This window comes from Flavobacterium zhoui, from assembly GCF_042787235.1.
In the GTDB taxonomy this organism is placed as follows: domain Bacteria; phylum Bacteroidota; class Bacteroidia; order Flavobacteriales; family Flavobacteriaceae; genus Flavobacterium; species Flavobacterium zhoui.
This window is the reverse complement of the sequence record NZ_JBHZPY010000002.1, coordinates 242,876-266,562: the sequence shown is the minus strand read 5'-3', so window position 1 is coordinate 266,562 and position 23,687 is coordinate 242,876. Positions and strand designations below refer to the sequence as shown.

Sequence of the window (23,687 nt, the reverse complement as noted above, 5' to 3'; positions counted from 1 at the left end):
AATGGCAGTAGTAGAAGACGATTTAGTAGAATATGGCTATAGAAGGGTTATTATTACGATAACAGCTGTACTTTGTGCATTGCTGGAAATCGTGGATACCACTATTGTGAATGTAGCTTTAACTAACATGAGAGGAAGCCTGGGTGCGACCTTGAATGATGTGGCGTGGGTAATTACGGCTTATGCTATTGCAAACGTAATTGTCATTCCCATGACGAGTTGGCTTTCGCAACAATTTGGCCGAAAGAATTACTTCGTGGTTTCCATTATCATTTTTACTGTTGCCTCCTTTATGTGTGGGAACTCCGATAATATTTGGGAACTCATTGTGTTCCGATTTATACAAGGACTTGGTGGTGGTGCTTTATTGGTTACCGCACAAACGATTATCACCGAGAGCTATCCTATTGCAAAACGTGGAATGGCGCAGGCAATTTACGGAATGGGTGTGATTGTGGGTCCTACTTTAGGTCCGCCGTTAGGAGGTTATTTGGTCGATCATTTTTCTTGGCCTTACATTTTTTATATTAATATACCTCTTGGTATTATAGCCGCTATATTAGCATTTACTTTTGTACGAAGTCCACAATACGGTGAAAAATTAAAAGTCAACCAAGTCGATTGGTGGGGTATTTTTCTTTTATCCGCTTTTATAGGTTCGTTGCAATTTGTTTTGGAACATGGCCAACAAGATGATTGGTTCAACAACTCAACAATTGTAATTTTAAGTACAGTCTCTTTATTTGGATTAATCTTATTTGTATGGCGAGAATTAACCTATAAGCATCCCATTGTAAACTTAAGTGTTTTGAAAGATGGGAATCTTAGAATAGGAGTATTAATGTGTTTTATCTTGGGATTTGGACTTTATGGTTCGACTTTAATTATTCCAATTTATACGCAATCCATTTTAGGCTGGACAGCGACTGATGCAGGATTATTACTTATTCCGGGTTCAATTACTACTGCGTTTATGATGCCAATTATTGGGAAATTAATTCAGAGAGGAGTTCCCCAAGGATATATGGTGGGTGTTGGGTTTTTAGTTTTCTTTTTCTTCACTTTTATGATGCACAATAGAATGACCCCAAATACCGGCACTGAACATCTATTTTGGCCGTTGATCTTAAGAGGAATTGGATTAGGATTACTTTTTGTTCCCATAACTACTTTGTCACTTTCTACCCTGAAAGGGAAACATATTGGTGAAGGAGCGGCATTTACAGGAATGATGAGACAATTAGGTGGTTCTTTTGGTATTGCCATTATTACCACTTTTATCACAAGATTCAGTCAGAAACATCGTGTAGATTTAGTTTCTCATTTAGATGGCAGCAAATTTGAAGTACAACAACGTATCGCGATGCTACAAAAAGGTTTTATGTCTAAAGGATTCAGTAGTAATGTTGCACTAAAAAAAGCGTACCAGGCAATTGATTATTCGATAATGAAGCAAAGTACCGTTTTATCATACATGGATATTTTTCTTTATCTGGGAATTATGTTCCTATGTTGTATTCCGATTATATTTTTAATAAAAAAAGGAAAAAACAAAATCAATCCTGCGGATGCAATGCATTAATCTAAATAATTTTTTAAAACAAAAAATTGCCGATTTCCTGATAAAATCGGCATTTTTTTTTGTTTTATTTAATAGATTTTACCGCGTAAAAACCAAATGATTTTCCTTTGATAAATTAGCGTCAAACTGATAGCCTTCGTAATTGAAACCTTTTAAATCTTCTACGGTTTTAGCATCCGTATCAATAATATACCGCACCATCATTCCCCTAGCCTTCTTGGCAAAAAAACTGATTATTTTAAGTTTCCCATTTTTATAATCTTTGAATTCCGGGGTAATCACAGGAACTATCAAGGCTTTGACATCAATTACTGAAAAATACTCCGTACTGGCGAGATTGAGGAACAATTCTCCTTTTTTAAGTTCTTTATTCAATTCTTTTGTAACAGCAGTTTTCCAAAATTCATATAAATTTTTGCGCTCACCAATAGGTAGTTTTGTTCCCATTTCTAAGCGATAAGCTTGCATCAAATCTAATGGCTTTAGCAATCCATACAAACCTGACAATATTCTCAAACTGTCTTGTAACGCTTCTAATTTCTCGATTGGAATTGAATAGGCATCTAATCCGGTATACACATCCCCGTCAAAAGTAAAAACTGCTGGACGGGCATTTTCTGTAGTGAAAGGTGTTTTCCATTCTTGATTGCGTTTCCAATTCAAATCAGCAAGTTTATCCGAAATGCTCATTAAATCAGATAATTCAGCAGGCTTTTTTTCTTTTAAAACTTTGTGAACTTGTCTCGCTTCTTTTAGAAATAAAGGTTCAGTATACTTTGACGTAGGTAACTCTTTTTCGAAATTTAATGATTTGGCTGGCGATATAACAATTTTCATATTCAGATTCAATTTTAGTATCAGATTCAAAAGTACAAATTGAAAATAAGAAATGAGTCTGTACGAATTGATTTGTCTAATAATAGGATAGATAATATAAATCATTGCAAGTAAATTTTTACTATTTTTGATTGAAACAAACCAAAACCACTACAATTTATTATGTCTAAAATTGAAATTAAAAAAGCTTCTTTATCAGACCTTGAAGTATTACAAATTATAAGCATCCAAACCTTTTCTGAAACTTTTGCTGAAGTAAACACACCCGAAAACATTGAAAATTACAATCGGGAAAGTTTTAATTTGGAACAATTAACTTCGGAATTAACCAATCCAAAATCTCAATTTTTTATAGCATATTCCGATTCAGAACCCATTGGCTATTTAAAAATAAATTTTGGTAACGCACAAACCGAAATACTAAATGATGGTGCTTTAGAGATTCATAGAATATATGTTTCACAAGCTTTTCACGGAAAAAAAGTAGGTCAATTATTGCTCGATAAAGCAATCCAGATTGCACAACAAACCACTTCAGACTATATCTGGCTTGGCGTTTGGGAGGAAAATCACAGAGCATTGCAATTTTATACCAAAAATGGTTTCGTGGCCTTTGATAAACATGTTTTTATTCTTGGTGATGAAGAACAAACTGACCTATTAATGAAATTGGATGTAAATAAAATTCATAATGAAAAACACTAATTTCCCAGATATAAAAAAACCGGTTTCAATTCTTAATGCAGCCGTAATTGTAGCAGCTCTTGGCTATTTTGTTGATATTTATGATTTATTACTTTTTGGAATTGTTCGTACCGATAGTTTGAAAGATTTAGGAATCACGGGAGATGCTATTAGAAATCAAGGAGAATATTTGATTAGCATGCAAATGTTCGGGATGCTTTTTGGAGGGATTCTTTGGGGAATTTTAGGCGATAAAAAAGGGCGTATTTCTGTTTTGTTTGGTTCCATCTTAATTTATTCGGTGGCTAATATTGCTAACGGAATGGTAACTACTGTTGATGGATACGCCTTCTGGAGGTTGATTGCGGGAATTGGACTTGCTGGCGAATTAGGCGCAGGAATTACTTTGGTAACGGAAAGTTTACCTAAAGAAAAACGAGGATATGGAACGATGATTGTCGCTTCGGTAGGTGTTTCGGGAGCGGTAGCCGCTTACTTCGTCTATCAAATTTTTCAGGATTGGCGCTTGTGCTACTATGCCGGAGGAGTTTTGGGAATCCTATTACTCTTTTTAAGAATCAGCATTTCCGAATCAGGCATGTTCAAAAAAGTACAAGAAAGCGAGGAAAAGAAAGGTGATTTTTTGTCTTTATTTACCAATAAACAACGTTTTACAAAATACATTCAATGCATTCTTATCGGAATTCCATTGTGGTTTTTGGTTGGCGTATTGATTACTTTTTCACCTGAATTTGCCAAAGCATTAGGTGTTCAGGGTTTTGAAACTATTGCCGCAGGAAAAGCCATCGCATGGTGTTACGGTGGACTGGTTTTTGGAGATATTGCCAGTGGGTTGCTAAGTCAGTGGCTGAAAAGTCGAAAAAAAGTGATGTACTCGTTTCTTATTTTTAATTTAGTAATGATTTTTGTATACCTAAATGCTTTTGGAATTACAGCTTCTTCTTTCTATACGCTTTGTTTTATCATGGGATTCTCTGTAGGATATTGGGTGTTATTTGTAACCATTGCTGCAGAACAATTTGGAACCAATATTCGCGCAACAGTTACGACTACAGTTCCCAATTTTGTTCGAGGTTCATTGCCGCTGATTATTCTAATTTATGGGTTTTTCAGGGATACTGTTTTTGATGGAAATATTCTGCAATCGGCGATGATTGTGGGATCAATATTATCCGTAATTTCAATTTTGGCACTTTGGAAATTAAAAGAAACCTTTCATACCGATTTGAATTATTCAGAACAGGAATCTCCGGCTTTCCTTTAATTTTTTTAAATAATAACAATACACTTTACTTCTTAATTAATAGCGAAAAGCGCTTTCTTTTTAAAGTCTATTTGCCTTATTTTTGTATAAAACATTTCAAAAAATATGAAACAGGATGTAATTATTGTTGGAGGGGGACTCGCCGGATTATCAGCTGCAGTTTATTTGCATCGTCAAGGTAGAAAGGTATTAGTATTAGAAGCTAGTGAACGAGCAGGCGGAAGAATAAAAACTGATTCCCATGATGGTTTCCTTCTTGACAGAGGTTTTCAGGTCCTTTTGACTGCATATCCCGAGACAAAAGCATTACTTAATTACAACGCTTTAAACTTAAAGAAAATGTTGCCTGGAGCGACCGTACTGTATGATGGTGGCAGTTTTGAAATCGCAGATCCATTGCGAAGACCTTCGGCTGCATTAGCAACTCTATTTGCTCCCGTTGGTACGTTGAAAGACAAACTTAATACACTTTGGTTAAAAAATAAATTACAAAAATTGACCATTAAGGAAATTTTTGAACAACCCGAGCAAACAACCAGCAAGCAACTAGAAGATTATGGTTTTAGTCCAAAAATGATTCAGCGTTTTTATGCTCCTTTCCTTTCGGGTATTTTTCTGGAAAATGAGTTAAACACTTCTCGAAGAATGTTCGATTTTGTAATGAAAATGTTTTCTGATGGTGATGTGGCTGTTCCTGCTTTAGGAATGGAAGAAATACCAAAACAGTTAGTCGCTATGCTTCCAGAAGGCAGTATTCAATACAATACAAAAGTGGTTTCTATTGACGGGAATACGGTAACAACTGCCGACGGAAACGTCGTAGAAACCAACCAAATACTTTTGGCTACGACCGCAAATAACCTTACACAGCAATTCTTCCCGAAACAAAAAATGACGTCGCATCAAGTAACAAATATCTATTTCGTAGCAAACGAAACTCCAACTAAAAAAGCGGTTGTCATTTTGAATGCTTCGACCAAAAAGAAATGGGTGAATAATTTGACTGTAATGTCTAATGTTTCTAATGCTTATGCTCCAAAAGGGAAAGTGCTTATTTCCGTTTCCTATAATGGAATCACAACTGTTGATGATGCTACTTTGGCCGAAAACATAAAACAAGAATTGAAACAATGGTACGGTCAAAAAGTAACTTCGTGGAAAATGCTGAAAGCGTATCGCATTGAATATGCGTTGCCGAGTCAGGAAAGTGTAAGGAACGAAATTGACGCTTCTGAAATAAAAATCTCTGATTCGCTATTTATTTGTGGAGACCACTTGCTGAATGGTTCTATAAACGCCGCCTTAAAAACCGGTCGATTAGCAGCAGAATTGATGAAATTATAATTTGTATAATTCTTTAAAACTTGAAGGATCTCATATTGGATATTTTGTTCAGATTTTAATTCAAAAAAAATCCGAGGAAATAGAACGCTTCCTATTTCGCACAGACTGGAAAATATTTTTTTTAATCACGACTCAATTTGGCAAAAATTAATGTCGCTGTTTCAAAATATAAGAGTTTATGTCCTAAATTTTTAAATTCAAGCAAAAATATTCATCTTTGTGTAATTTTAATTTTTTTAAATTAAGAAAATAAAGAACAAACCACTTTTGGTCATCGCGAACAATTCCTTCTATAAAAAATATTCTATGAAATTATTTCTCACCTTTTTTCTTTCCATTTTATTAAATGTTGGTTATTCACAATCCGCCAATACCTATTTTGAAAAGATTAGAGACAATGAAGCGGCTTTGACTGCTTTCTTTTCTCAAATGCCAAAAGGAGGCGATTTGCACCACCACTATTCCGGATCAATTTACGCTGAACCTTTATTAGCGCATGCCATTGCAGATAATTTTTATCTCAACACCGAAACAATGGATGTTTTAAAAGAAAAACCATCAACTGGAAGCTGGGAACAATTTTCGACCTTAAAAAGAAATGGAACGTTAGACGTTTACAAACAAAAAATCATGCAAAAATGGTCTGTTAAAGACTATAATCATGTTGATTATCCATCGGATAAGTTGTTTTTTGAATCTTTTATGAAGTTTGAGCCAGCCCTTAAAGGGAATTTTGGGCAAGGATTATTGGAACTCAAAAACAGAGCCATTACTGAAAATGTAAGTTATATTGAAACCCAATTATCTACGATTCCTTGTTCTATGAATACGGATGATTTGACAAAATTCAATGCGCAATTGCGACAATTAGCGAAGGTAAAAGACGAAAAAGGAATTCTGCAGTCTTTGGATTCCGTTTACAATGCCTTTCAGCGAAAGAATGCAAAATCATACGCTACCGATTTCAATACTAATTTTGTAGCCAAACTTCACAATGACCTTAAGATTGATGATAAAAGTTTCACGATGCGCTATCAAAATTTCGTCTTGCGTTTTATGGAACCTGTTGATTTATTTAAAAATCTGGTGATTGCATTTATCTCGGCTGAAAACAGCCCGCTTATGGCCGGCGTAAACATTGTTTCTCCAGAAGATGGCGAAACCTCCATGAAAGATTACTGGCTGCACATGGTCATGTTTGAATACTGCCATTCCCGTTTTGCAAATGTAAAATACACGCTACATGCCGGTGAACTTACTTTGGGATTAGTGCAACCGGAAGACCTGACTTGGCATATAAATGCTGCTGTTCATATTGCCGGAGCCAATCGAATCGGTCATGGCGTTGATATGGCCTACGAGAAAGATTCGTATGATTTAATGCGATATATGTCTAAAAAAGACATACCAATTGAAATAAACTTAGTGAGCAATGAGTTCATTTTAAAGGTTAAAGAAAACCGTCATCCTTTGTCATTGTACAAGGAGTTTGGAGTTCCAATAGTGATTAGTACCGATGATGCGGGAATACTACGAACCAATTTGACTGAGCAGTATGTGCTTTTAGCTAAAAGATACAAAAACATCACTTATGCGGATATCAAACAATTTGTTTACAATAGCATCACTTACAGTTTCATTCAAGAGAATTCAGTAAAGAAAGAGTTACTAAAAAATTTAGATTCCAGATTTAAAACTTTCGAATCTCATTTTCCAAAAAAATAAATAGTTCCCCATAATTATTTTACAAATGCAATAATAAGCCTCAACTCGGGGCTTATTATATTTTCCGTTCACTATTAAAATAAAAATAAAATTTCGTTTTTTAAAACTTTTATTTTATTATATTTGACACTACCTACTTAACTACATGATAGTTACATTTCATAATAAATCCCAATAATTTAGAATTTCGAAGTTTTAATTGTTTGGTAACAAGATAAATTATTGAAAATGAGTAGAGCTTTACTTTGGTATTTACGAAGACATCCATTATTATTTAAAATCCGATTTAAATTGATATCTAAGAACGTCTCGAGTGATCGCGCTGATAGTTTTTGCTATAATGGATTAAATAAGAAAAAGGATATTCCCGCTATTTATTATCAACTAAACAATATCATTTTAGCCAAAAAGAAAGCTCCATTAAGCGATATCGAAAAGGTAAAAAAAATAGCAAAATGGCTACGAAATAATATTAAAGGCGGACCTGGACTGGGTAAATCTTCTGAAAATGCGCTACGCAAAATGATTAAAGGCGAAGGAGGAGTTTGCAGTGATTTCTCACAAATTTTTAATAACTTCTGCGTCATAAATGATTTAAAAGTGAAAGAATGGGGACTAAAAATTAATACCGGAAAACCAAGCCTTTTAGGTGGGCATTCTTTCAACGAAGTGTATTGTAAAGAATTTCAAAAGTGGATTATTATTGATGTATCCAAATCTATTTTTTTTTATCACATCAGTCCAAAACTGCCCTTATCCGTTTGTGAATTAATTCATTTAAAACAAGAAAATAAAGAAATCTATTATTCTAAATTCAACAAAAATTTCACAATAGACAAAGAAAACATAAATGACTTATATCTTATTTCTAAATCCTCTCCTTTTATAATAACGAACTATCGCAACAAAACCTATGACTATTATTTAGACAAACTGGGATTTCTTCCGGAGTCAATTATTCATGGTTTAGTATATCTCACCGGAAATAGTTATGCTTATGAGTTTCCCAAATACAACTAAATAGATCGGTACTCAATTCAATTTGATTATATTTGGAATACAAAATTATTTACAACTACTCATGGCCATTGCGAGACCTCTCTTTAGAATTTTTGATTACGTAAAAGCCAAAGAATTTTACATCGATTGGCTTGGATTTACAATTGACTGGGAGAATAAACCAGACAACTCTCCTATCTATTTGCAAATATCCCTTGAAGGAATCGTTATTCATTTAACAGAACATCACGGCGATTGCAGTCCCGGAGCACGGATTCATATTGAGAACTTCAACAATCTTGCAGCCTATCACGAAAAGCTGCTCTCCAAAAACTACAAATTCAACATACCCAGTTTAGACAACGCTTCGTGGAGCCCAAAGATTATATGCATGGAAGCAATTGATCCTTTTGGAAACCGACTAACTTTTACGGAGGAAATATAAAAACACAAAAAACACACAATGATTCAAAATAATTCTCGTAAAATACAAGTCCTATTATTTGTTTTATCGTTACTTTCATGGAATGGTTATGCTCAAAAAAATATTTCAAAAATAGCCTTTGGATCTTGTGCAAATCAAAGTGATCGGTTACCTATTTTTGATATTGTGGTAAAACACAAACCTGATTTATTCGTGTTCCTTGGCGACAACATATACGGCGACACGGACAATATGAATACACTGCAATCCAAATACGATAGAATGGCTTCTAAGCCTACATTTCAAAATTTGAAAAACAATGTACCTATAATTGCAACTTGGGACGATCACGATTACGGACAAAATGATGCTGGCAGGCATTATCCTAAAAAAGCAGCATCGAAAGAAATTTTCCTGAAGTTTTTTAATGAACCTGAAAAATCAGAAAGACGAAAACACGAAGGTGTTTACACTTCCTATATGTATGAAAACAAAGGAAAAAAAGTGCAGATTATCTTGCTGGACAATCGCACTTTCAGAGACAATTACAAGAAATACAACGGTGAAGTCGCAAGTGATAAAAGGTATTTTTACAGCTTAGATTATGCGCCACAACAAAATCCGGACTCCACTTATTTAGGAGCGGCACAATGGAAATGGCTGGAAGAAGAATTAAAGAAACCTGCTGACTTACGACTGATTGGCTCGGGTTCGCAGTTTGGGATTGAATACAACGGCTATGAAGGCTGGGCTAATTTTCCGCTAGAGCAAAAAAGGTTCTTAGATTTAATCAAAAAAACGAAAGCAAACGGCGTTTTGTTTTTAAGCGGAGACGTGCATTATGCCGAAATCTCTAAACTTACCGACCCTGGATTATATCCTATTTACGACTTTACTTCCAGCGGACTTTCCTCGACTTGGCATTTTGCAACACCAAACAAAAACAGGATTGAAGGCCCTATTATGGAAAACCATTTTGGCTTATTAACTATAGAATGGAAAAAGAAAATCCCAGAAATAAAAATGGAAATTTGGGATATCAATGACAATCAGCGCGCGGAATACACGATTGGCTTGGATGAAATTAGGTTTAAGAAGTAGTTTTTTGTGAGAATAAATTATTATTAAAACCTCATTAAGTGATAGTAGTCTAATGCTATTTGCTTTACGCAAAAATCAACATCCAAATCTCAATCTTAAGCATTATTTCTTCACAAAACACGTATTGCTTTTACGAATCTACGCGTATATCCCGGCTTTTTCAGACTTGTAATAATCACTTTCATTTCACGACCTGAGGACGAGTGTATAAAATCACTTTCCATTCCGTTTGGATTTGTAACTATGCCTATATGGCCAATAACGTTTCTAGTAGGACTCAAAAACAACAGAATATCTCCTTTTTTCACACTGCCAATCGGGATTTCTTTCCCAAAATTCTTAAATTCTGAAGAGCTTCTTGGCACCTGAATTTTAAAATGATTGAAAACATAGTAAACAAAACCTGAACAGTCAAATCCTTTCTTGCTGGAGCCGGCTGCAACATAAGGCGTTCCTAATAAACTCATTCCAAAGCTCACAATCTTATCTCCACAGTACACATCACTTTCAGTTGGAACTATCACTGTGTCTTTGACTGTAGTTGCATTCTCATGTGGTAAAAAGGTAGCTGCTCTCGATGAACCATACGCAACGCTGCATAAAATAAGAAGGGATAAAACAGTGATAGTCTCAGGTTTTAAGAAATTTATCTTTTTAAATGTCATAATAGTAGAATTAAATTAACACACTTCATGTTTATAAAACGGGTGCATATGTATGTTGTTTTCACAATTGAATAAGTTTGATTATCAGAATGCTATCTAACTTGCCCTTTACAAATCTAACTGATTTATATGATTTAAAGTAAGAGGGGCCGAAAAACCCAGGAAATCAACTACATATAATAAACATACCACAAACTAAACTTCCCAATCTGACAATCGTAAGGACACAAAAATTGGATAGGATATCAAACACAAATTTCACTAATTTCCACAAATTAATTCGTGGAAATTCGTGAAATTCGTGTTTAACTTTTTAATACTGGCTTAAAAATCAGTTAAATCTCTTTAATCAGTATTATCTGTGTCGCAGTTTAAACTTGTGACCAAACGAATAGGCCACAAAGCGGATTTTTATAATTTAACTTTCTTCTTCCGTGCCATGGGATTTCGAATATCCTCGCCATTTCTCGATACAATCCTGAAAATCCTGCGGAAGTTCCGTATCAAAACGCCTCATTTCTCCTGTTGTAGGATGCACAAAGCCCAAAGTTTTGGCGTGCAATGCTTGACGTGGTAATGCCTTAAAGCAATTTTCTATAAACTGTTTGTATTTGGTAAACGTCGTTCCTTTCAAAATCAAGTGACCGCCATAACGCTCGTCATTAAACAAAGTGTGACCAATATGTTTTAAGTGAACACGTATTTGGTGCGTTCTACCGGTTTCAAGTTGGCATGAAATTAAAGTCACATAACCAAAACGCTCTAGCACTTTATAATGTGTCACAGCAGGTTTTCCTATTTCTGGATCAGCAAAAACCGCCATTTGCATTCGGTCTTTTACGTGGCGAGCCACATTTCCTTCAATCGTACCTTGATCAGCAATTACATTTCCCCAAACCAAAGCGATATATTCCCTTTCTGAAGTTTTAGCTTCAAATTGTTTGGCAAGATGCGTCATCGCCGCTTCGGTTTTGGCAATCACCAATAAACCAGAAGTGTCTTTGTCAATTCTATGAACGAGACCTGGACGTTCGCTGCTGTTCATTGGCAAATTATCGAAATGATACGCCAAAGCATGCACTAAAGTCCCTGTATAATTACCATGTCCGGGATGAACCACCATTCCTGGCTCTTTGTTTATCAACAACAACGCTTCGTCCTCATAAACAATATCAAGCGGGATGTTCTCCGGGATAATATGATTTTCAAACGGTGGATGCGATAACATTACGCGCAACACATCATTGGCTTTTACTTTGTAATTTGACCTAACAATAACGTCATTTACAAAAATATTTCCTTCGGTGGCTGCTGTTTGTATTTTATTCCGAGTCGCATTTTGTATTAAACTCATCAGGTATTTATCAATTCGCAAAGACGCTTGGCCTTTAGGAACTTCAAATCTAAAATGTTCAAATAACTCCTCTTCTAAATCTATTGTTTCTATATTACTGTTCATTTGCTGGTACTTGTTCTTCTACTGGTTTTGCTACACTATCTACTACACTTTCATCTACATAACTCGCTTTTCCATCTCCTAAAACCAAATCAATTTTAGACGATTTCAATACTCTGTCTCCCACTTTCAAGTTTCTTCCCTTGTAACGCATTTCCAGAACCATATCTTTTCCTAGATTCGGAATATAAGTAATCGTTCCTTCTTCAAGTCCCAATGCTTTCAAAGTTGGAACCGCTTCACGGTATGTTTTTTCAATTAAATCCGGAATTTTTACGGATGAAAACCCTGATGCATTAATTTTGATATATACTTTTCTACCCACTTTTACTTTAGCGCCTGGCAAAGGATCCTGCTCTACCACACTAAACTTAGGAAATTCATTTCTAAAATCTACGCTATCCAATAGCACATAATCTAAATCAAGCGCATCAAGCTTCTCCTCCACCTGTTCCACAGTCAATTTTCTCAAATCCGGCACCGTTATCTCATGACCATGATCAGTCGTAAAAGTTAACCAATGCATAAACAAATAGCCCAAAACGGCAATAATAGCAAGAGCAGATAATGCTTGTAGAAAAAATACACGGCTTGTAAGATACTTACGTAAACTCATAAATTTATTTTTATATGTGGCAAAGATAAACCTATTTCGTTTCAAAAAAAATGATAATTTTGTTTAATAATATATGTGATTCATTTGTAATCCTGAGCGTAGTCGAAGTATGGAGCCATTTCCCGCTATTCGTTGCAATCTTTTTATCCGCCGAAAAGGCGTACAAAAAGGATTTACACTGCTATCGGGGCTAAAAACAAATAGCATTCAATAAAACTGTTCTTATACCAATTCTAAAATAATCCGTTTTCTTAACCCGCTCCTTTGGAAAGGACTGAGTAGAGGATAAACTTAAACTACAACAATGAAAAACATTGCTATTATTATGGGCGGCTATTCCAGCGAGTACAAAATCTCACTAATTAGCGGAAACGTCGTATATCAATTTCTGGACAGAAATAAATTCAACGGATTCCAAATCCATATTTTCAAGGAAAAATGGGTTTATGTAGATGTTAATAATGTTGAATTTCCTATTGATAAAAATGATTTTTCAGTAACAGTAGACGAAGCTAAAATCACTTTCGACTGTGTTTTTAATGCGATCCACGGCACTCCGGGCGAAGACGGATTAATGCAAGCGTATTTAGAATTGCTAAATATTCCACAAACATCATGTGATTATTATCAAGCCGCATTAACTTTTAACAAACGTGATTTACTATCTGTCTTAAAACCATACGGAATCAAAACAGCTATATCCTATTATTTAAATAAAGGTGATAGCATCAATACTAAAGAAATTGTAGCCAAAGTAGGTTTGCCTTGTTTTGTAAAACCGAATAAAGCCGGTTCCAGCTTCGGGATTTCAAAAGTTAAAACGGCTGCCGAATTGCCTATCGCAATCGAAATTGCCTACAAAGAAGACAACGAAATCATCATAGAAAGTTTCCTTGATGGTACTGAAGTTTCCGTCGGAGTCATTAATTACAAAGGAACGGTAACCGTTTTACCCATAACCGAAATAGTTTCAGACAATGATTTCTTCGATTATGAAGCCAAATATTTGGGTAAATCACAGGAAATTACACCCGCGAGAATCTCGGATGAAATGACCCAAAAAGTCAGCGAAATAGCCAAACGTGCTTACGAAGTGCTAAAAATGAAAGGCTTCTCCAGAAGTGAGTTTATCATCGTAAACGGTGAACCGCACATGCTCGAGATGAACACTATTCCCGGGCTTACTACTGAAAGCCTTATTCCGCAACAAGCCAAGGCTGCCGGAATTTCATTGGAAGATTTGTTTTCTAATGCGATAGAATTGGCTTTAGTATAGATACTAAGAAAGTAAGTTTCTAAGGTGCTAAGACCTCAGAACCTTAGTAACTCAGAACCTTAGAACCTCATATAAAACAAATGAAAAAAGCCATATTTCCTGGATCATTTGATCCCATTACCTTAGGTCATGAAGACATCATCAAAAGAAGCATTTCGTTATTTGATGAAATCGTAATTGCGATTGGTATCAATGCTGAAAAAAAATACATGTTTCCCTTAGAAGAAAGAAAACGTTTTATCGAAGAAACATTCAAAAACGAACCTAAAGTTTCGGTTATAACTTATGAAGGTTTAACGATTGATTTGTGTCATAAAATAAAAGCGGACTTCATACTTCGTGGTTTACGCAATCCCGCCGATTTCGAATTTGAAAAAGCCATTGCTCACACCAATCGACGTTTGTCAAAAATAGAAACCGTATTTTTATTGACTGCTGCAAGTACTTCTTACATCAGTTCCAGTATTGTGAGAGATGTAATTCGCAATGGCGGACAATACGAAATGCTGGTTCCAGATGCAGTAAGAGTGAAAGATGTATATTTATAAAATACAAAAGAAACACAATCCTAACTTAAATATAAATTTGTAAAAAGTGCTATTTAGCCGTATTTTTGACAGAAATAAAAGCCATTAGACATGAGTGTAGAAAGAGAATTAAATAAACGCAGCGGATCAAAATGTGAACTTTGTGGAGCAACTGAAAACCTAAAAGTGTATGAAGTGCTCCCAACAAAAAAGGGAGGAATAGATGAAAGTATATTGGCTTGCAGCACCTGTATTGACCAAATAGAAAATGCAGGACATGAAGATTTAAACCACTGGAGATGTCTAAACGACAGTATGTGGAGCGAACATACTCCAGTACAAGTTGTTTCTTGGAGAATGTTAAGCCGTTTACGTAAAAATGGTTGGCCGCAAGAATTGTTGGAGCAAATGTATTTAGACGAAGATACTTTAGTCTGGGCTCAAGCAACTGGTGAAGGAGAAGATGATGAGAATAAAATTATACACCGTGACAGCAATGGAGTAATTCTAGAACACGGTGATTCAGTAGTTTTAATCAAAGATTTAAAAGTAAAAGGATCAAGCATGGTTGCTAAACAGGGAACTGCAGTGCGTAATATACGATTAGATCACGAAAATGCTGAATATATCGAAGGAAAAGTAGATGGTCAGACTATTGTAATTATTACACAATACGTGAAAAAGATATAGTCATCATTGGTCATTGGTCCTTATAGCAAAAAATCGTTTATAGTAAATCAAATTTACTATAAACGATTTTTTTATTGTTAGAATGTTTTTTCTGTTCACTAAAAACTGAACACTGATCACTGAATACTAATTATTCTTCTTCTTTCTTAATCACTTTTCGGGCCACTTCAATTTTGAACTTCTTGCCTTTCATTTTTTCATCTTTAATGGCATGGAGTAACTCTTTTACTTTATTGAATTTCACGGCAGCAAAAGAGATAAAATCTTTCACTTCAATCAATCCTAAATCGCCTTTTTCCAGTTTTCCTTTTTGAGAAAAGAAACCTACGATATCAATTTTATTCAGTTTATTTTTCTTTCCGCCACTGATGTATATCGTTTGAAATTCAGGTGGTTTTGGCAATGAAGTAGAATTTTCCACTTTCAAAGCTTCCATACCATAATCAATATAATCCATCTTTTTCTCGCTTTCGTGGGCAATGATGTAAGCGGTTCCAGAAGCTAGCATACGCGCCGTTCTACCGTTTCTATGCGTGAATTCGTCTTCTTTGGATGGCAAATGATAGTGAATAACGTGATTCATTTCAGGAATATCGAGTCCACGAGCAGCTAAATCTGTTGTCACTAAATAACTAACGCTACCGTTACGAAACTGGATTAAAGCGCGTTCTCTTTCGTCCTGATCCATTCCTCCGTGATAATAGGTAGAATAAATTCCTTTTTCGTTCAATGTATCGCTGATACGTTCGGCCGCATCACGATGATTGCAAAAAACAATAGCCGATTGCGATTTCAAAGAACAAATCAAGTTGAACAAACTTCCTATTTTGTCTTTTTCTTTCGAAACCACCATTTTCATGGACAGGTTCGATTCTTCTACATTTTCTGGAATAAAATCCAGAATCGTTGGATTTACCACTCTGGTATATCTCGGAATCTCAATATCAGAAGTAGCTGAAACCAAAACACGTTTGTTCAATTTCGTTAATTTTCCAATGATAAACGACATTTGTTCATGGAAACCCAATTGCAGTGATTTATCAAATTCATCCAGAATCAAAGTTTGTATTTTATCAGTGCGGAAAGTTCCTCTGTCAATATGATCAGCAATTCTCCCTGGCGTTCCTATTAAAACGGCTGGTGGATTACTTAAATTCTTTATTTCAGTATCAATGGAATGCCCGCCATAGCACACATTTACTTTATAATCAGTTCCCATTTTTTTCCAAACTTGTTCAATCTGTAATCCTAATTCACGAGAGGGAACTAAAATTAAACATTGAACCGATTGAAATTCAGGTTGTAACATTTCTAAAATAGGCAATAAAAAAGCCAAGGTTTTACCAGATCCTGTAGGCGAAAGCAACAAAACATTATTATCATTTAAGATGGCATCTTGGGCTACTTCCTGCATTTCGTTTAGGCTTTCAATACCTAAATTTAAAAGTATATTATTGGAATGGTGTTTCTTATTCATTTTTTCAATTTGGGCAAAGGTAATTTATAATTTTGAGTTATGAATTTTCATTTATACTATTATTTTTATTGAAATTGGTATTGACAGAGGCATCGAAAATATAGTATATTTGGTTTCCGTTTATAAAACTAAGCTATGAGATTTTTCACTATTCCATTTTTGTTTCTTACCATTTCCCTATTTGCACAAAACACCCATAAATACGATACTTTTTTCGAAAAAGGAAACGGAAACCAATCGGCTACCTATCAAGAAACGATCGCGTATTACAAACTTTTGGCCAATGATTTCCCCACCATAAAGATGCAGGAAATGGGCTTGACTGACAGTGGAGAACGGTTGCACATAGTGACTTTCAACCCTGAAAAACAATTTGATTTTGAAGAAATTCAAAAAAATAAAGTAGTGCTTCTGATTAATAACGGTATTCATGCCGGTGAACCGGACGGAATTGATGCAAGCATGCAGTTGTTTCGGGATTTGGCGTTGGGAAAAATAAAAATGCCAAAAAACACGGTCATCGTTTGTATTCCCATTTATAACATTGGCGGAGCTTTAAATAGAAATTCTACTTCAAGAGCCAATCAGGACGGCCCTGAAGAATATGGTTTTCGCGGCAACGCCAGAAACTATGATTTGAATCGAGATTTGATTAAATCAGATACACGAAACACAAAAAGTTTTGTAGAAATTTTTCATAAAATAAATGCAGATGTTTTTATTGATAATCATGTAAGTAATGGCTCAGATTATCAATACAAACTAACTTATATCATGACACAACACAATAAATTAGGCACTGTTTTGGGTCATTTCTTAAATACTGAAATGATGCCTGCGTTAGTCAAAGACTTGCAAAAAAAGAAAATAGAAATGACACCTTATGTTAATTCTTTTGCTGACACGCCAGACAAAGGTTTTGGTCAGTTTTTTGAAAGTCCACGATTTGCAACCGGTTACACTTCCCTGTTCAATACTATTGGCTTTGTGGTAGAAACTCACATGTTGAAAAAATATGCGGAACGGGTGAAAGTAACTTACGAATACATGAGATCTGCTATTGATTACACGGATGCGAATTTTCAAAAAATCAAACAACTGCGTTTGCAAAATGAAGAGCAATACCGGCCTAAAAAATCGTACACTATCAAATGGGAATTAGACAGTACCAAAACGATTCCTTTTTCTTTTTTGGGATATGAAGCAATTTATAAAAAAAGTGATGTGACATCCGGAAATCGATTGTTTTATGACCGAACAAAACCATACAAAAAGTACATTCCGTACATCAAGGAATTTAAATCTGTAAAAGAGGTAATTATCCCTACAGCCTATATTATCCCTAAAGGTTTCTGGCCCGTAATCGACTTATTAAAGACTAATACAATTACGTATAACCAACTTAAAAATGACACCATAATAGCAGTTGAAAGTTATAAAATTGCAGATTTCAAAACGACAACATCAGCTTACGAAGGTCATTATTTACATCGGAATACAAAAGTGAGTTCTAAAATAGAAAAAGTGGCTTTCGCCAAAGGGGATTATATTATTCCAACACAACAAAAGGGAATCAAATACTTATTGGAAACTCTGGAGCCCGAAGGAATTGATTCTTTTTTTAATTGGAATTTTTTTGATACGATGCTACAGCAAAAGGAAGGATATTCAGACTATGTTTTTGAAGACACTGCGACGAAAATTCTAAAAGAAAATCCAATGCTAAAAGCACAACTTGAACACCAAAAACATACTGACAATTCCCTTATCAATAAACCTGAAGCACAACTGGACTGGGTTTATAAGCATTCCATTTATTATGAACCCGCCCATTTACAATATCCCGTTTACCGTATTTTAGAATAAAAACAAACTCCTATTGGACCGTTTATTAAACATGAATTTCACGAATTTGCACAAATTTATTCGTGCGAATTCGTGAAATTCGTGTTTAACTTTAAATATCTACTTACAAAGCAATGCAAAACTGTTTAATCAGTATTATTGGTGTCCAGAGCGTAACTATTATCTCAGGAGTTTTTCTTCTTCAAATAATAATTTTATGTTTTCATAGGAGTTTTTTAAAGCCTCCGGGATTTGATCTGGATTCAACCACGCCACTTTTTCGATTCCTTCTTCTAATTGTCCCTGAGGCGTGCCTTCAAAATCAGAATGCATTTCGAACCAATGCGTAATTTTCAGTTTATATTTTCCATTACGTCTAAAAACGTGATAGGTTTTTTGCAGTTTGTGTTTTATGGATAAGAGATTAACACCCGTTTCTTCCTCTACTTCACGCATGGCCGTGTCTTCAATTTCTTCCCCTTTTTCGATTCCGCCTTTAGGTAAATCCCATTTTCCGTTTCTAAAAATAAATAAAACCTCCCCTTTTTTATTGTAAACCAAGCCTCCTCCAGCTTTAGTAACCGGAATTTTAGCTTTCAAAGTCTTCATAATTTCCCTTTCATCAGGATGATATAAGTAGGCTTTTTGAATTTTATTTTGAAATATTTTCACTATAAGTTGCTCGATGTCAATACTCTCTAACAAGAATAATTGAAAATCTGTCTCTTTAGAGATGTGATTTGTCAAAAAAAGTGGTTTGTCGTTAACAAAAACTTTATACATTTGTAATATGATTTTTAATAAAGAGACAGCCGAAAAAACAGCCGAATTGCTTTTGCAAATAAATGCAATTAAATTGAATCCAGGAAATCCTTTTACATGGGCTTCCGGATGGAAATCGCCAATATATTGCGATAATCGTTTAATCCTCTCATTTCCAGCCATAAGAAATTATGTCCGCGATGAATTTGCCAAAAATATTGAAAAACAATTTGGTAAACCTGATGTTATTGCCGGTGTAGCCACGGGAGCAATCGGAATTGGTATGCTAGTTGCAGAGAGTTTAGGGTTACCATTTGTGTATGTTCGCCCAGAAGCAAAAAAACACGGACGATTAAACCAAGTGGAAGGGTTTTTACAAAAAGGACAAAATGTAGTCGTTGTAGAGGACTTGATAAGCACTGGGAATAGCAGTTTACTTGCCGTTGAAGCTTTACGCGCAGCAGGAGCAAATATAAAAGGGATGGCAGCAATATTCACTTATGGATTTGATGTTGCTGACCAAAATTTTAAAAATGCCAATATCGATCTATTGACGCTAAGTAATTATCAAAATTTATTGAATTTGGCTGTAGCCAAAAAATACATTACGGAACAAGAAGAACAAACTTTAAGAGAATGGAATGTGAGTCCATCAACTTGGAACATCTAAATAGAAATTCAATACTATAAAAACATATGAACTTAGAAAGTCCAAAAGTTACTGTCGAAAAATCAGCGCAAGAATTATTTGATTTATTGAGCAATGTCCAAAATTTCGAAAAATTAATGCCTGAAAATATTGCAAAATTTGAAGTTATCGGTGACGATGCTTTTATTTTTGGATTGAAAGGTATGCCGGAAATAAAATTAAAAATGAAAGAAAAAGTAGCGCCAAATAAAATTGTTTTGGGTGCTGCAAGTGATAAACTTCCATTTACCCTAGTTGCTAATATTAATGCAATTACTGATAATTCGAGTGATGTTAAACTTGATTTTGAAGGAGATTTTAACCCCATGATGGCCATGATGATCAAAGGCCCCATCGGAAAATTTATTGAAACTTTAGCCACTAATATGGTAAAACTGTAGTTAATACAAAACTTGATATTTAATATGTTTAAGATTGAAATCGAAATTCAATCTTAAACATATTTTTTTAATACAGCATTTGAATTTCTTTTATATCAAATTCAGAAATAATATCATCTTCCAAGAGAATTTCGAGTTTACCAATTGAAGAAATGCCTTGAATAATTCCCATAAATTTTTGATTATTCAGATTCGAGAAAGGCATCGGAATTCCTTTTTTAAATAACTTACTGACGTAATCTGACCATAAAAAATCCGATTGCTTTTCCCACAATTTAATCTTATTTTCTAAATTATCAATAATCATAAATAGCAGGTCGTCTTTATCAAATGTTGCATTGCAAATAACCGCCATTGATGACGCTTTAGGCAAATTTTCAAAATTAGTTTGGTTCACATTTAAGCCTAAACCGACAATAGAGACAATACTTGCGTCACTTTTGATACTGTTTTCAATCAAAATGCCACCTATTTTTTTGTTGTATGACATTATGTCGTTTGGCCATTTAATACTAAGATCTGGAATCTTACAGCATTCAAGAGCCTCAATTACCGCAAGGGAGACTATAATATTGAGATTATAAATCTGACAAATATCTAATAAAAAGTCCTTTATCAAAACACTCAATATTAAGTTTTTACCCGTCTCAGAAGCCCAAACGGCACCCATTTGCCCTTTTCCTTTTGTTTGACTCTCAGCTGTAACGACCGTAAAATTTTCAAGTTCATGTTTGTTCGATAATCCTTTGAGAAACTCATTTGTTGAATCTATGGCATCGAGTTTGATTAGTTTCATATAACGTATTTTGTGAAACAGAATTTAATATTGTGTTAAGGTTCAAAAATAATCACAAAAAATGGTAACTTTACAAACTTATTTAAAAATAATTCATGGCGAAAAAGACTATAAATAATGATGACCTGTTGGCAAACATCATTAAGGGGATTGAAGAGGTAAAAGGAAATGATATTGATATTCTTGATTTAAGAGAAATAGACACGGCAGTTTGTGACTATTTTATCATCTGCAATGGTAATTCAAATACACAAGTTAACGCGATTGTTAACTCTATTCAAAAAACAGTATCAAAAGAATTGAAAGACAAGCCTTGGCATGTTGAAGGAACTGATAATGCTGAATGGGTTCTTATGGATTATGTTAATATAGTAGTCCATGTTTTCCAAAAACACATCCGTGAATATTACAATATTGAGAACCTTTGGGGTGATGCAAAAATCACTACGATCCAAAACAAATACTAAAGAAATAACTTATAATGGCTAAAGATAATAATCCAAATTCGAATAAATTTAAAGTAAGTCCTTGGTTAATTTACACTGCAATATTATTAATTTTTCTGTTTATAAGTTTTATAACCGGGGGATCTAGCTTACAGGAACCCGCACAATTGACCTCTTCTAAATTTAACACCTATTTAGAAAAAGGACAAATTGAAAAAGTTATCGTTTACAACAAAACAGAGGCCGAGGTATATCTAAACGCAGTAGCTTTAAAAGATGCTGTGCATAAAAAAGTAGCCAAAGATGTTTTTGACAGGCCTAATAAAGGTCCTCATTACTCTTTTGATATTGGAAATGATCAAATATTTCAAACTAAGCTTGAAAAAGCAGTTGCTGAAGGAAAATTAAAAGACTTTAATTTCCTTCCAAAAAACAACTGGACTGACATTCTTATCAGCTTGTTACCAATTATTATCATTATTGGTGTTTGGATTTTCATCATGAGAAAAATGTCAGGCGGCGGTGGCGGTGGCGGCGGACAGATTTTTAATATTGGAAAATCGAAAGCTAAGCTTTTTGACGAAAAAACAGATATTAAAACAACATTTAAAGATGTTGCCGGACTTGAAGGAGCAAAAGAAGAGATACAAGAAATTGTAGAATTTCTTAAAAATCCTGAAAAATACACAAACCTTGGAGGAAAAATTCCAAAAGGTGCTTTATTAGTAGGGCCTCCTGGAACTGGAAAAACACTATTGGCTAAAGCAGTTGCGGGTGAAGCACAAGTACCATTTTTCTCTTTATCTGGTTCTGATTTTGTTGAAATGTTTGTAGGTGTAGGAGCATCCCGTGTACGTGACTTATTTAAACAAGCAAAAGAAAAATCTCCTGCTATCATTTTTATTGATGAAATTGATGCTGTAGGTCGAGCTCGTGGAAAAAGTAATATGTCAGGCGGAAATGACGAACGTGAGAATACATTAAACCAATTGCTTACAGAAATGGATGGTTTTGGTACCAATTCTAATGTAATTGTTTTGGCTGCAACAAACAGAGCCGATGTTCTTGACAAAGCCCTGATGCGTGCAGGAAGATTTGACAGACAGATATTTGTAGATTTACCAGATATTCGCGAACGTGCTGAAATTTTCAAAGTTCACTTAGCCCCTTTGAAAAAAATTGAAGGACTTGACACCGACTTTTTAGCAAAACAAACTCCTGGTTTTTCTGGTGCTGATATTGCAAATGTATGTAATGAAGCGGCCTTAATTGCTGCAAGAAATAATAAAACAGCCGTAGACAAGCAAGATTTCTTAGATGCTGTTGACAGAATTGTTGGTGGTCTTGAAAAGAAAAATAAAATTGTAACTCCAGAAGAAAAGAAAGCAATTGCGATTCACGAAGCTGGTCACGCAACCGTAAGCTGGATGTTAGAACACGCTGCACCGTTAATTAAAGTAACTATTGTTCCTAGAGGACAAAGTCTTGGAGCAGCTTGGTACTTACCGGAAGAACGTTTAATCGTTCGTCCTGATCAAATGCTAGACGAAATGTGTGCAACAATGGGTGGAAGAGCTGCTGAAAAAGTAACTTTCAACAGAATTTCAACCGGAGCATTAAGCGATTTAGAGAAAGTAACAAAGCAAGCACGAGCAATGGTTACAATATATGGTTTGAATGAAAAAATTGGTAATGTTACCTATTATGATTCGACCGGACAAAGTGAGTACAGTTTCTCAAAACCATATTCTGAAGAAACGGCTAGAATTATTGATGAAGAAATTTCATTACTTATTGAAAGCCAATACCAAAGAGCTATTGAAATCTTAGAAGCGAATAAAGATAAGCTAAATCAGCTGGCCAATATTCTAATTGAAAAAGAAGTTATTTTCAAAGATGATTTAGAAGCCATTTTTGGAAAAAGAACTTTTGATAAAAATCTTGAAGAAGTAGTCTCTTAGAAAAACACCTATAATTTAATTATTTTTAAAATCTTAATTCAAAAACCTCTTTTGAATTAAGATTTTTTTATCTTTGGACGTTTTCAAACAATAAATTAAG

23 protein-coding genes are annotated in these 23,687 nt (G+C 34.6%); 16 read left to right on the top strand and 7 right to left on the bottom strand.

All coding sequences use genetic code 11. The annotated features are described in order from the left end of the window. Position 1 precedes the first annotated feature (1 nt). A complete protein-coding gene (locus ACFX5F_RS04200) occupies positions 2-1,582 on the top strand; it encodes an MDR family MFS transporter (RefSeq protein ID WP_379850201.1) in 1,581 nt (526 codons plus the stop codon). Between the two features lie 78 nt (positions 1,583-1,660). Here the strand turns inward: ACFX5F_RS04200 and yaaA are convergent, their stop codons facing one another. Then, entirely contained in the window at positions 1,661-2,419 is a 759-nt protein-coding gene (gene yaaA / locus ACFX5F_RS04195) for a peroxide stress protein YaaA (protein ID WP_379850199.1), read from the bottom strand. 162 nt (positions 2,420-2,581) lie between these two features. Here yaaA and ACFX5F_RS04190 point away from each other — a divergent pair, with 162 nt between their 5' ends. From ACFX5F_RS04190 to ACFX5F_RS04160, 7 genes are all read left to right on the top strand, one after another. Continuing rightward, positions 2,582-3,124: a GNAT family N-acetyltransferase gene (locus ACFX5F_RS04190; RefSeq protein WP_379850197.1), complete on the top strand. Its 543-nt coding sequence runs from the start codon at positions 2,582-2,584 to the stop codon at positions 3,122-3,124. Further along, the gene (locus ACFX5F_RS04185; RefSeq protein ID WP_379850195.1) at positions 3,111-4,388 is read left to right on the top strand and encodes an MFS transporter; all 1,278 of its coding nucleotides are present in this window, start codon (positions 3,111-3,113) and stop codon (positions 4,386-4,388) included. The genes ACFX5F_RS04190 and ACFX5F_RS04185 overlap by 14 nt, the downstream gene beginning before the upstream one ends. 105 nt (positions 4,389-4,493) lie before the next feature. Then, positions 4,494-5,732 (top strand): NAD(P)/FAD-dependent oxidoreductase, encoded by a 1,239-nt coding sequence (locus ACFX5F_RS04180; RefSeq protein WP_379850193.1) that lies wholly within the window; start codon positions 4,494-4,496, stop codon positions 5,730-5,732. Positions 5,733-6,038: 306 nt separating this feature from the next. Continuing rightward, entirely contained in the window at positions 6,039-7,457 is a 1,419-nt protein-coding gene (locus tag ACFX5F_RS04175; RefSeq protein WP_379850191.1) for an adenosine deaminase, read from the top strand. A 228-nt stretch (positions 7,458-7,685) separates the two neighbouring features. Beyond that, positions 7,686-8,477: a transglutaminase domain-containing protein gene (locus tag ACFX5F_RS04170; protein WP_379850189.1), complete on the top strand. Its 792-nt coding sequence runs from the start codon at positions 7,686-7,688 to the stop codon at positions 8,475-8,477. A gap of 22 nt (positions 8,478-8,499) precedes the next feature. Further along, positions 8,500-8,901, top strand: coding sequence for a glyoxalase superfamily protein (locus ACFX5F_RS04165; RefSeq protein ID WP_379850187.1), 402 nt, complete (start codon positions 8,500-8,502; stop codon positions 8,899-8,901). Positions 8,902-8,919: 18 nt separating this feature from the next. Next, positions 8,920-9,981 carry an alkaline phosphatase D family protein gene (locus ACFX5F_RS04160; RefSeq protein ID WP_379850185.1) on the top strand — a complete coding sequence of 354 codons (1,062 nt, stop codon included), beginning with the start codon at positions 8,920-8,922 and terminating at the stop codon, positions 9,979-9,981. Positions 9,982-10,091: 110 nt separating this feature from the next. Here ACFX5F_RS04160 and ACFX5F_RS04155 read toward each other — a convergent pair whose 3' ends face one another. The 3 genes from ACFX5F_RS04155 to ACFX5F_RS04145 all read right to left on the bottom strand — a co-directional run bounded on the left by ACFX5F_RS04155 (position 10,092) and on the right by ACFX5F_RS04145 (position 12,718). After that, positions 10,092-10,646 (bottom strand): C40 family peptidase, encoded by a 555-nt coding sequence (locus ACFX5F_RS04155; protein WP_379850183.1) that lies wholly within the window; start codon positions 10,644-10,646, stop codon positions 10,092-10,094. Positions 10,647-11,064: 418 nt separating this feature from the next. Next, positions 11,065-12,105 carry an RluA family pseudouridine synthase gene (locus ACFX5F_RS04150; RefSeq protein WP_379850181.1) on the bottom strand — a complete coding sequence of 347 codons (1,041 nt, stop codon included), beginning with the start codon at positions 12,103-12,105 and terminating at the stop codon, positions 11,065-11,067. Next, complete coding sequence (locus ACFX5F_RS04145; protein ID WP_379850179.1) at positions 12,095-12,718, bottom strand: PASTA domain-containing protein; 624 nt, start codon at positions 12,716-12,718, stop codon at positions 12,095-12,097. Before ACFX5F_RS04145 ends, ACFX5F_RS04150 begins: the two co-directional genes overlap by 11 nt. A 304-nt stretch (positions 12,719-13,022) precedes the next feature. Between ACFX5F_RS04145 and ACFX5F_RS04140 the strand changes: the two genes are divergently transcribed. The 3 genes from ACFX5F_RS04140 (at position 13,023) to ACFX5F_RS04130 (ending at position 15,211) form a co-directional block, all read left to right on the top strand. Further along, positions 13,023-13,994, top strand: a complete 972-nt coding sequence (locus ACFX5F_RS04140; protein WP_379850177.1) for a D-alanine--D-alanine ligase — start codon at positions 13,023-13,025, stop codon at positions 13,992-13,994. 80 nt (positions 13,995-14,074) lie between these two features. Continuing rightward, complete coding sequence (coaD, locus tag ACFX5F_RS04135; protein ID WP_379850175.1) at positions 14,075-14,542, top strand: pantetheine-phosphate adenylyltransferase; 468 nt, start codon at positions 14,075-14,077, stop codon at positions 14,540-14,542. 90 nt (positions 14,543-14,632) lie between these two features. Continuing rightward, on the top strand, positions 14,633-15,211 hold the full coding sequence (locus tag ACFX5F_RS04130; protein WP_379850173.1) for a PhnA domain-containing protein: 579 nt from the start codon (positions 14,633-14,635) through the stop codon (positions 15,209-15,211). 130 nt (positions 15,212-15,341) lie between these two features. Here the strand turns inward: ACFX5F_RS04130 and ACFX5F_RS04125 are convergent, their stop codons facing one another. After that, positions 15,342-16,688, bottom strand: a complete 1,347-nt coding sequence (locus ACFX5F_RS04125) for a DEAD/DEAH box helicase (protein WP_379850171.1) — start codon at positions 16,686-16,688, stop codon at positions 15,342-15,344. 135 nt (positions 16,689-16,823) lie between these two features. Here ACFX5F_RS04125 and ACFX5F_RS04120 point away from each other — a divergent pair, with 135 nt between their 5' ends. Then, positions 16,824-18,554 (top strand): M14 family metallopeptidase, encoded by a 1,731-nt coding sequence (locus ACFX5F_RS04120; RefSeq protein ID WP_379850169.1) that lies wholly within the window; start codon positions 16,824-16,826, stop codon positions 18,552-18,554. A 159-nt stretch (positions 18,555-18,713) separates the two neighbouring features. Here ACFX5F_RS04120 and ACFX5F_RS04115 read toward each other — a convergent pair whose 3' ends face one another. Further along, positions 18,714-19,316 (bottom strand): NUDIX hydrolase, encoded by a 603-nt coding sequence (locus ACFX5F_RS04115; protein ID WP_073207155.1) that lies wholly within the window; start codon positions 19,314-19,316, stop codon positions 18,714-18,716. 7 nt (positions 19,317-19,323) lie between these two features. Between ACFX5F_RS04115 and pyrE the strand changes: the two genes are divergently transcribed. Together pyrE and ACFX5F_RS04105 are read left to right on the top strand one after the other, a co-directional pair. Beyond that, positions 19,324-19,965 (top strand): orotate phosphoribosyltransferase, encoded by a 642-nt coding sequence (pyrE, locus tag ACFX5F_RS04110; protein ID WP_379850166.1) that lies wholly within the window; start codon positions 19,324-19,326, stop codon positions 19,963-19,965. 26 nt (positions 19,966-19,991) lie between these two features. Beyond that, complete coding sequence (locus ACFX5F_RS04105) at positions 19,992-20,384, top strand: SRPBCC family protein (RefSeq protein ID WP_073207161.1); 393 nt, start codon at positions 19,992-19,994, stop codon at positions 20,382-20,384. A gap of 67 nt (positions 20,385-20,451) precedes the next feature. On the opposite strand, the gene ACFX5F_RS04100 is transcribed toward ACFX5F_RS04105, so the two are convergent. Next, entirely contained in the window at positions 20,452-21,180 is a 729-nt protein-coding gene (locus ACFX5F_RS04100; RefSeq protein ID WP_379850164.1) for a biotin--[acetyl-CoA-carboxylase] ligase, read from the bottom strand. A 95-nt stretch (positions 21,181-21,275) separates the two neighbouring features. Between ACFX5F_RS04100 and rsfS the strand changes: the two genes are divergently transcribed. Together rsfS and ftsH are read left to right on the top strand one after the other, a co-directional pair. After that, on the top strand, positions 21,276-21,647 hold the full coding sequence (gene rsfS, locus ACFX5F_RS04095; protein ID WP_379850162.1) for a ribosome silencing factor: 372 nt from the start codon (positions 21,276-21,278) through the stop codon (positions 21,645-21,647). Positions 21,648-21,661: 14 nt separating this feature from the next. After that, positions 21,662-23,587 (top strand): ATP-dependent zinc metalloprotease FtsH, encoded by a 1,926-nt coding sequence (gene ftsH, locus ACFX5F_RS04090; RefSeq protein ID WP_379850160.1) that lies wholly within the window; start codon positions 21,662-21,664, stop codon positions 23,585-23,587. The last annotated feature ends 100 nt before the right edge of the window (positions 23,588-23,687 follow it).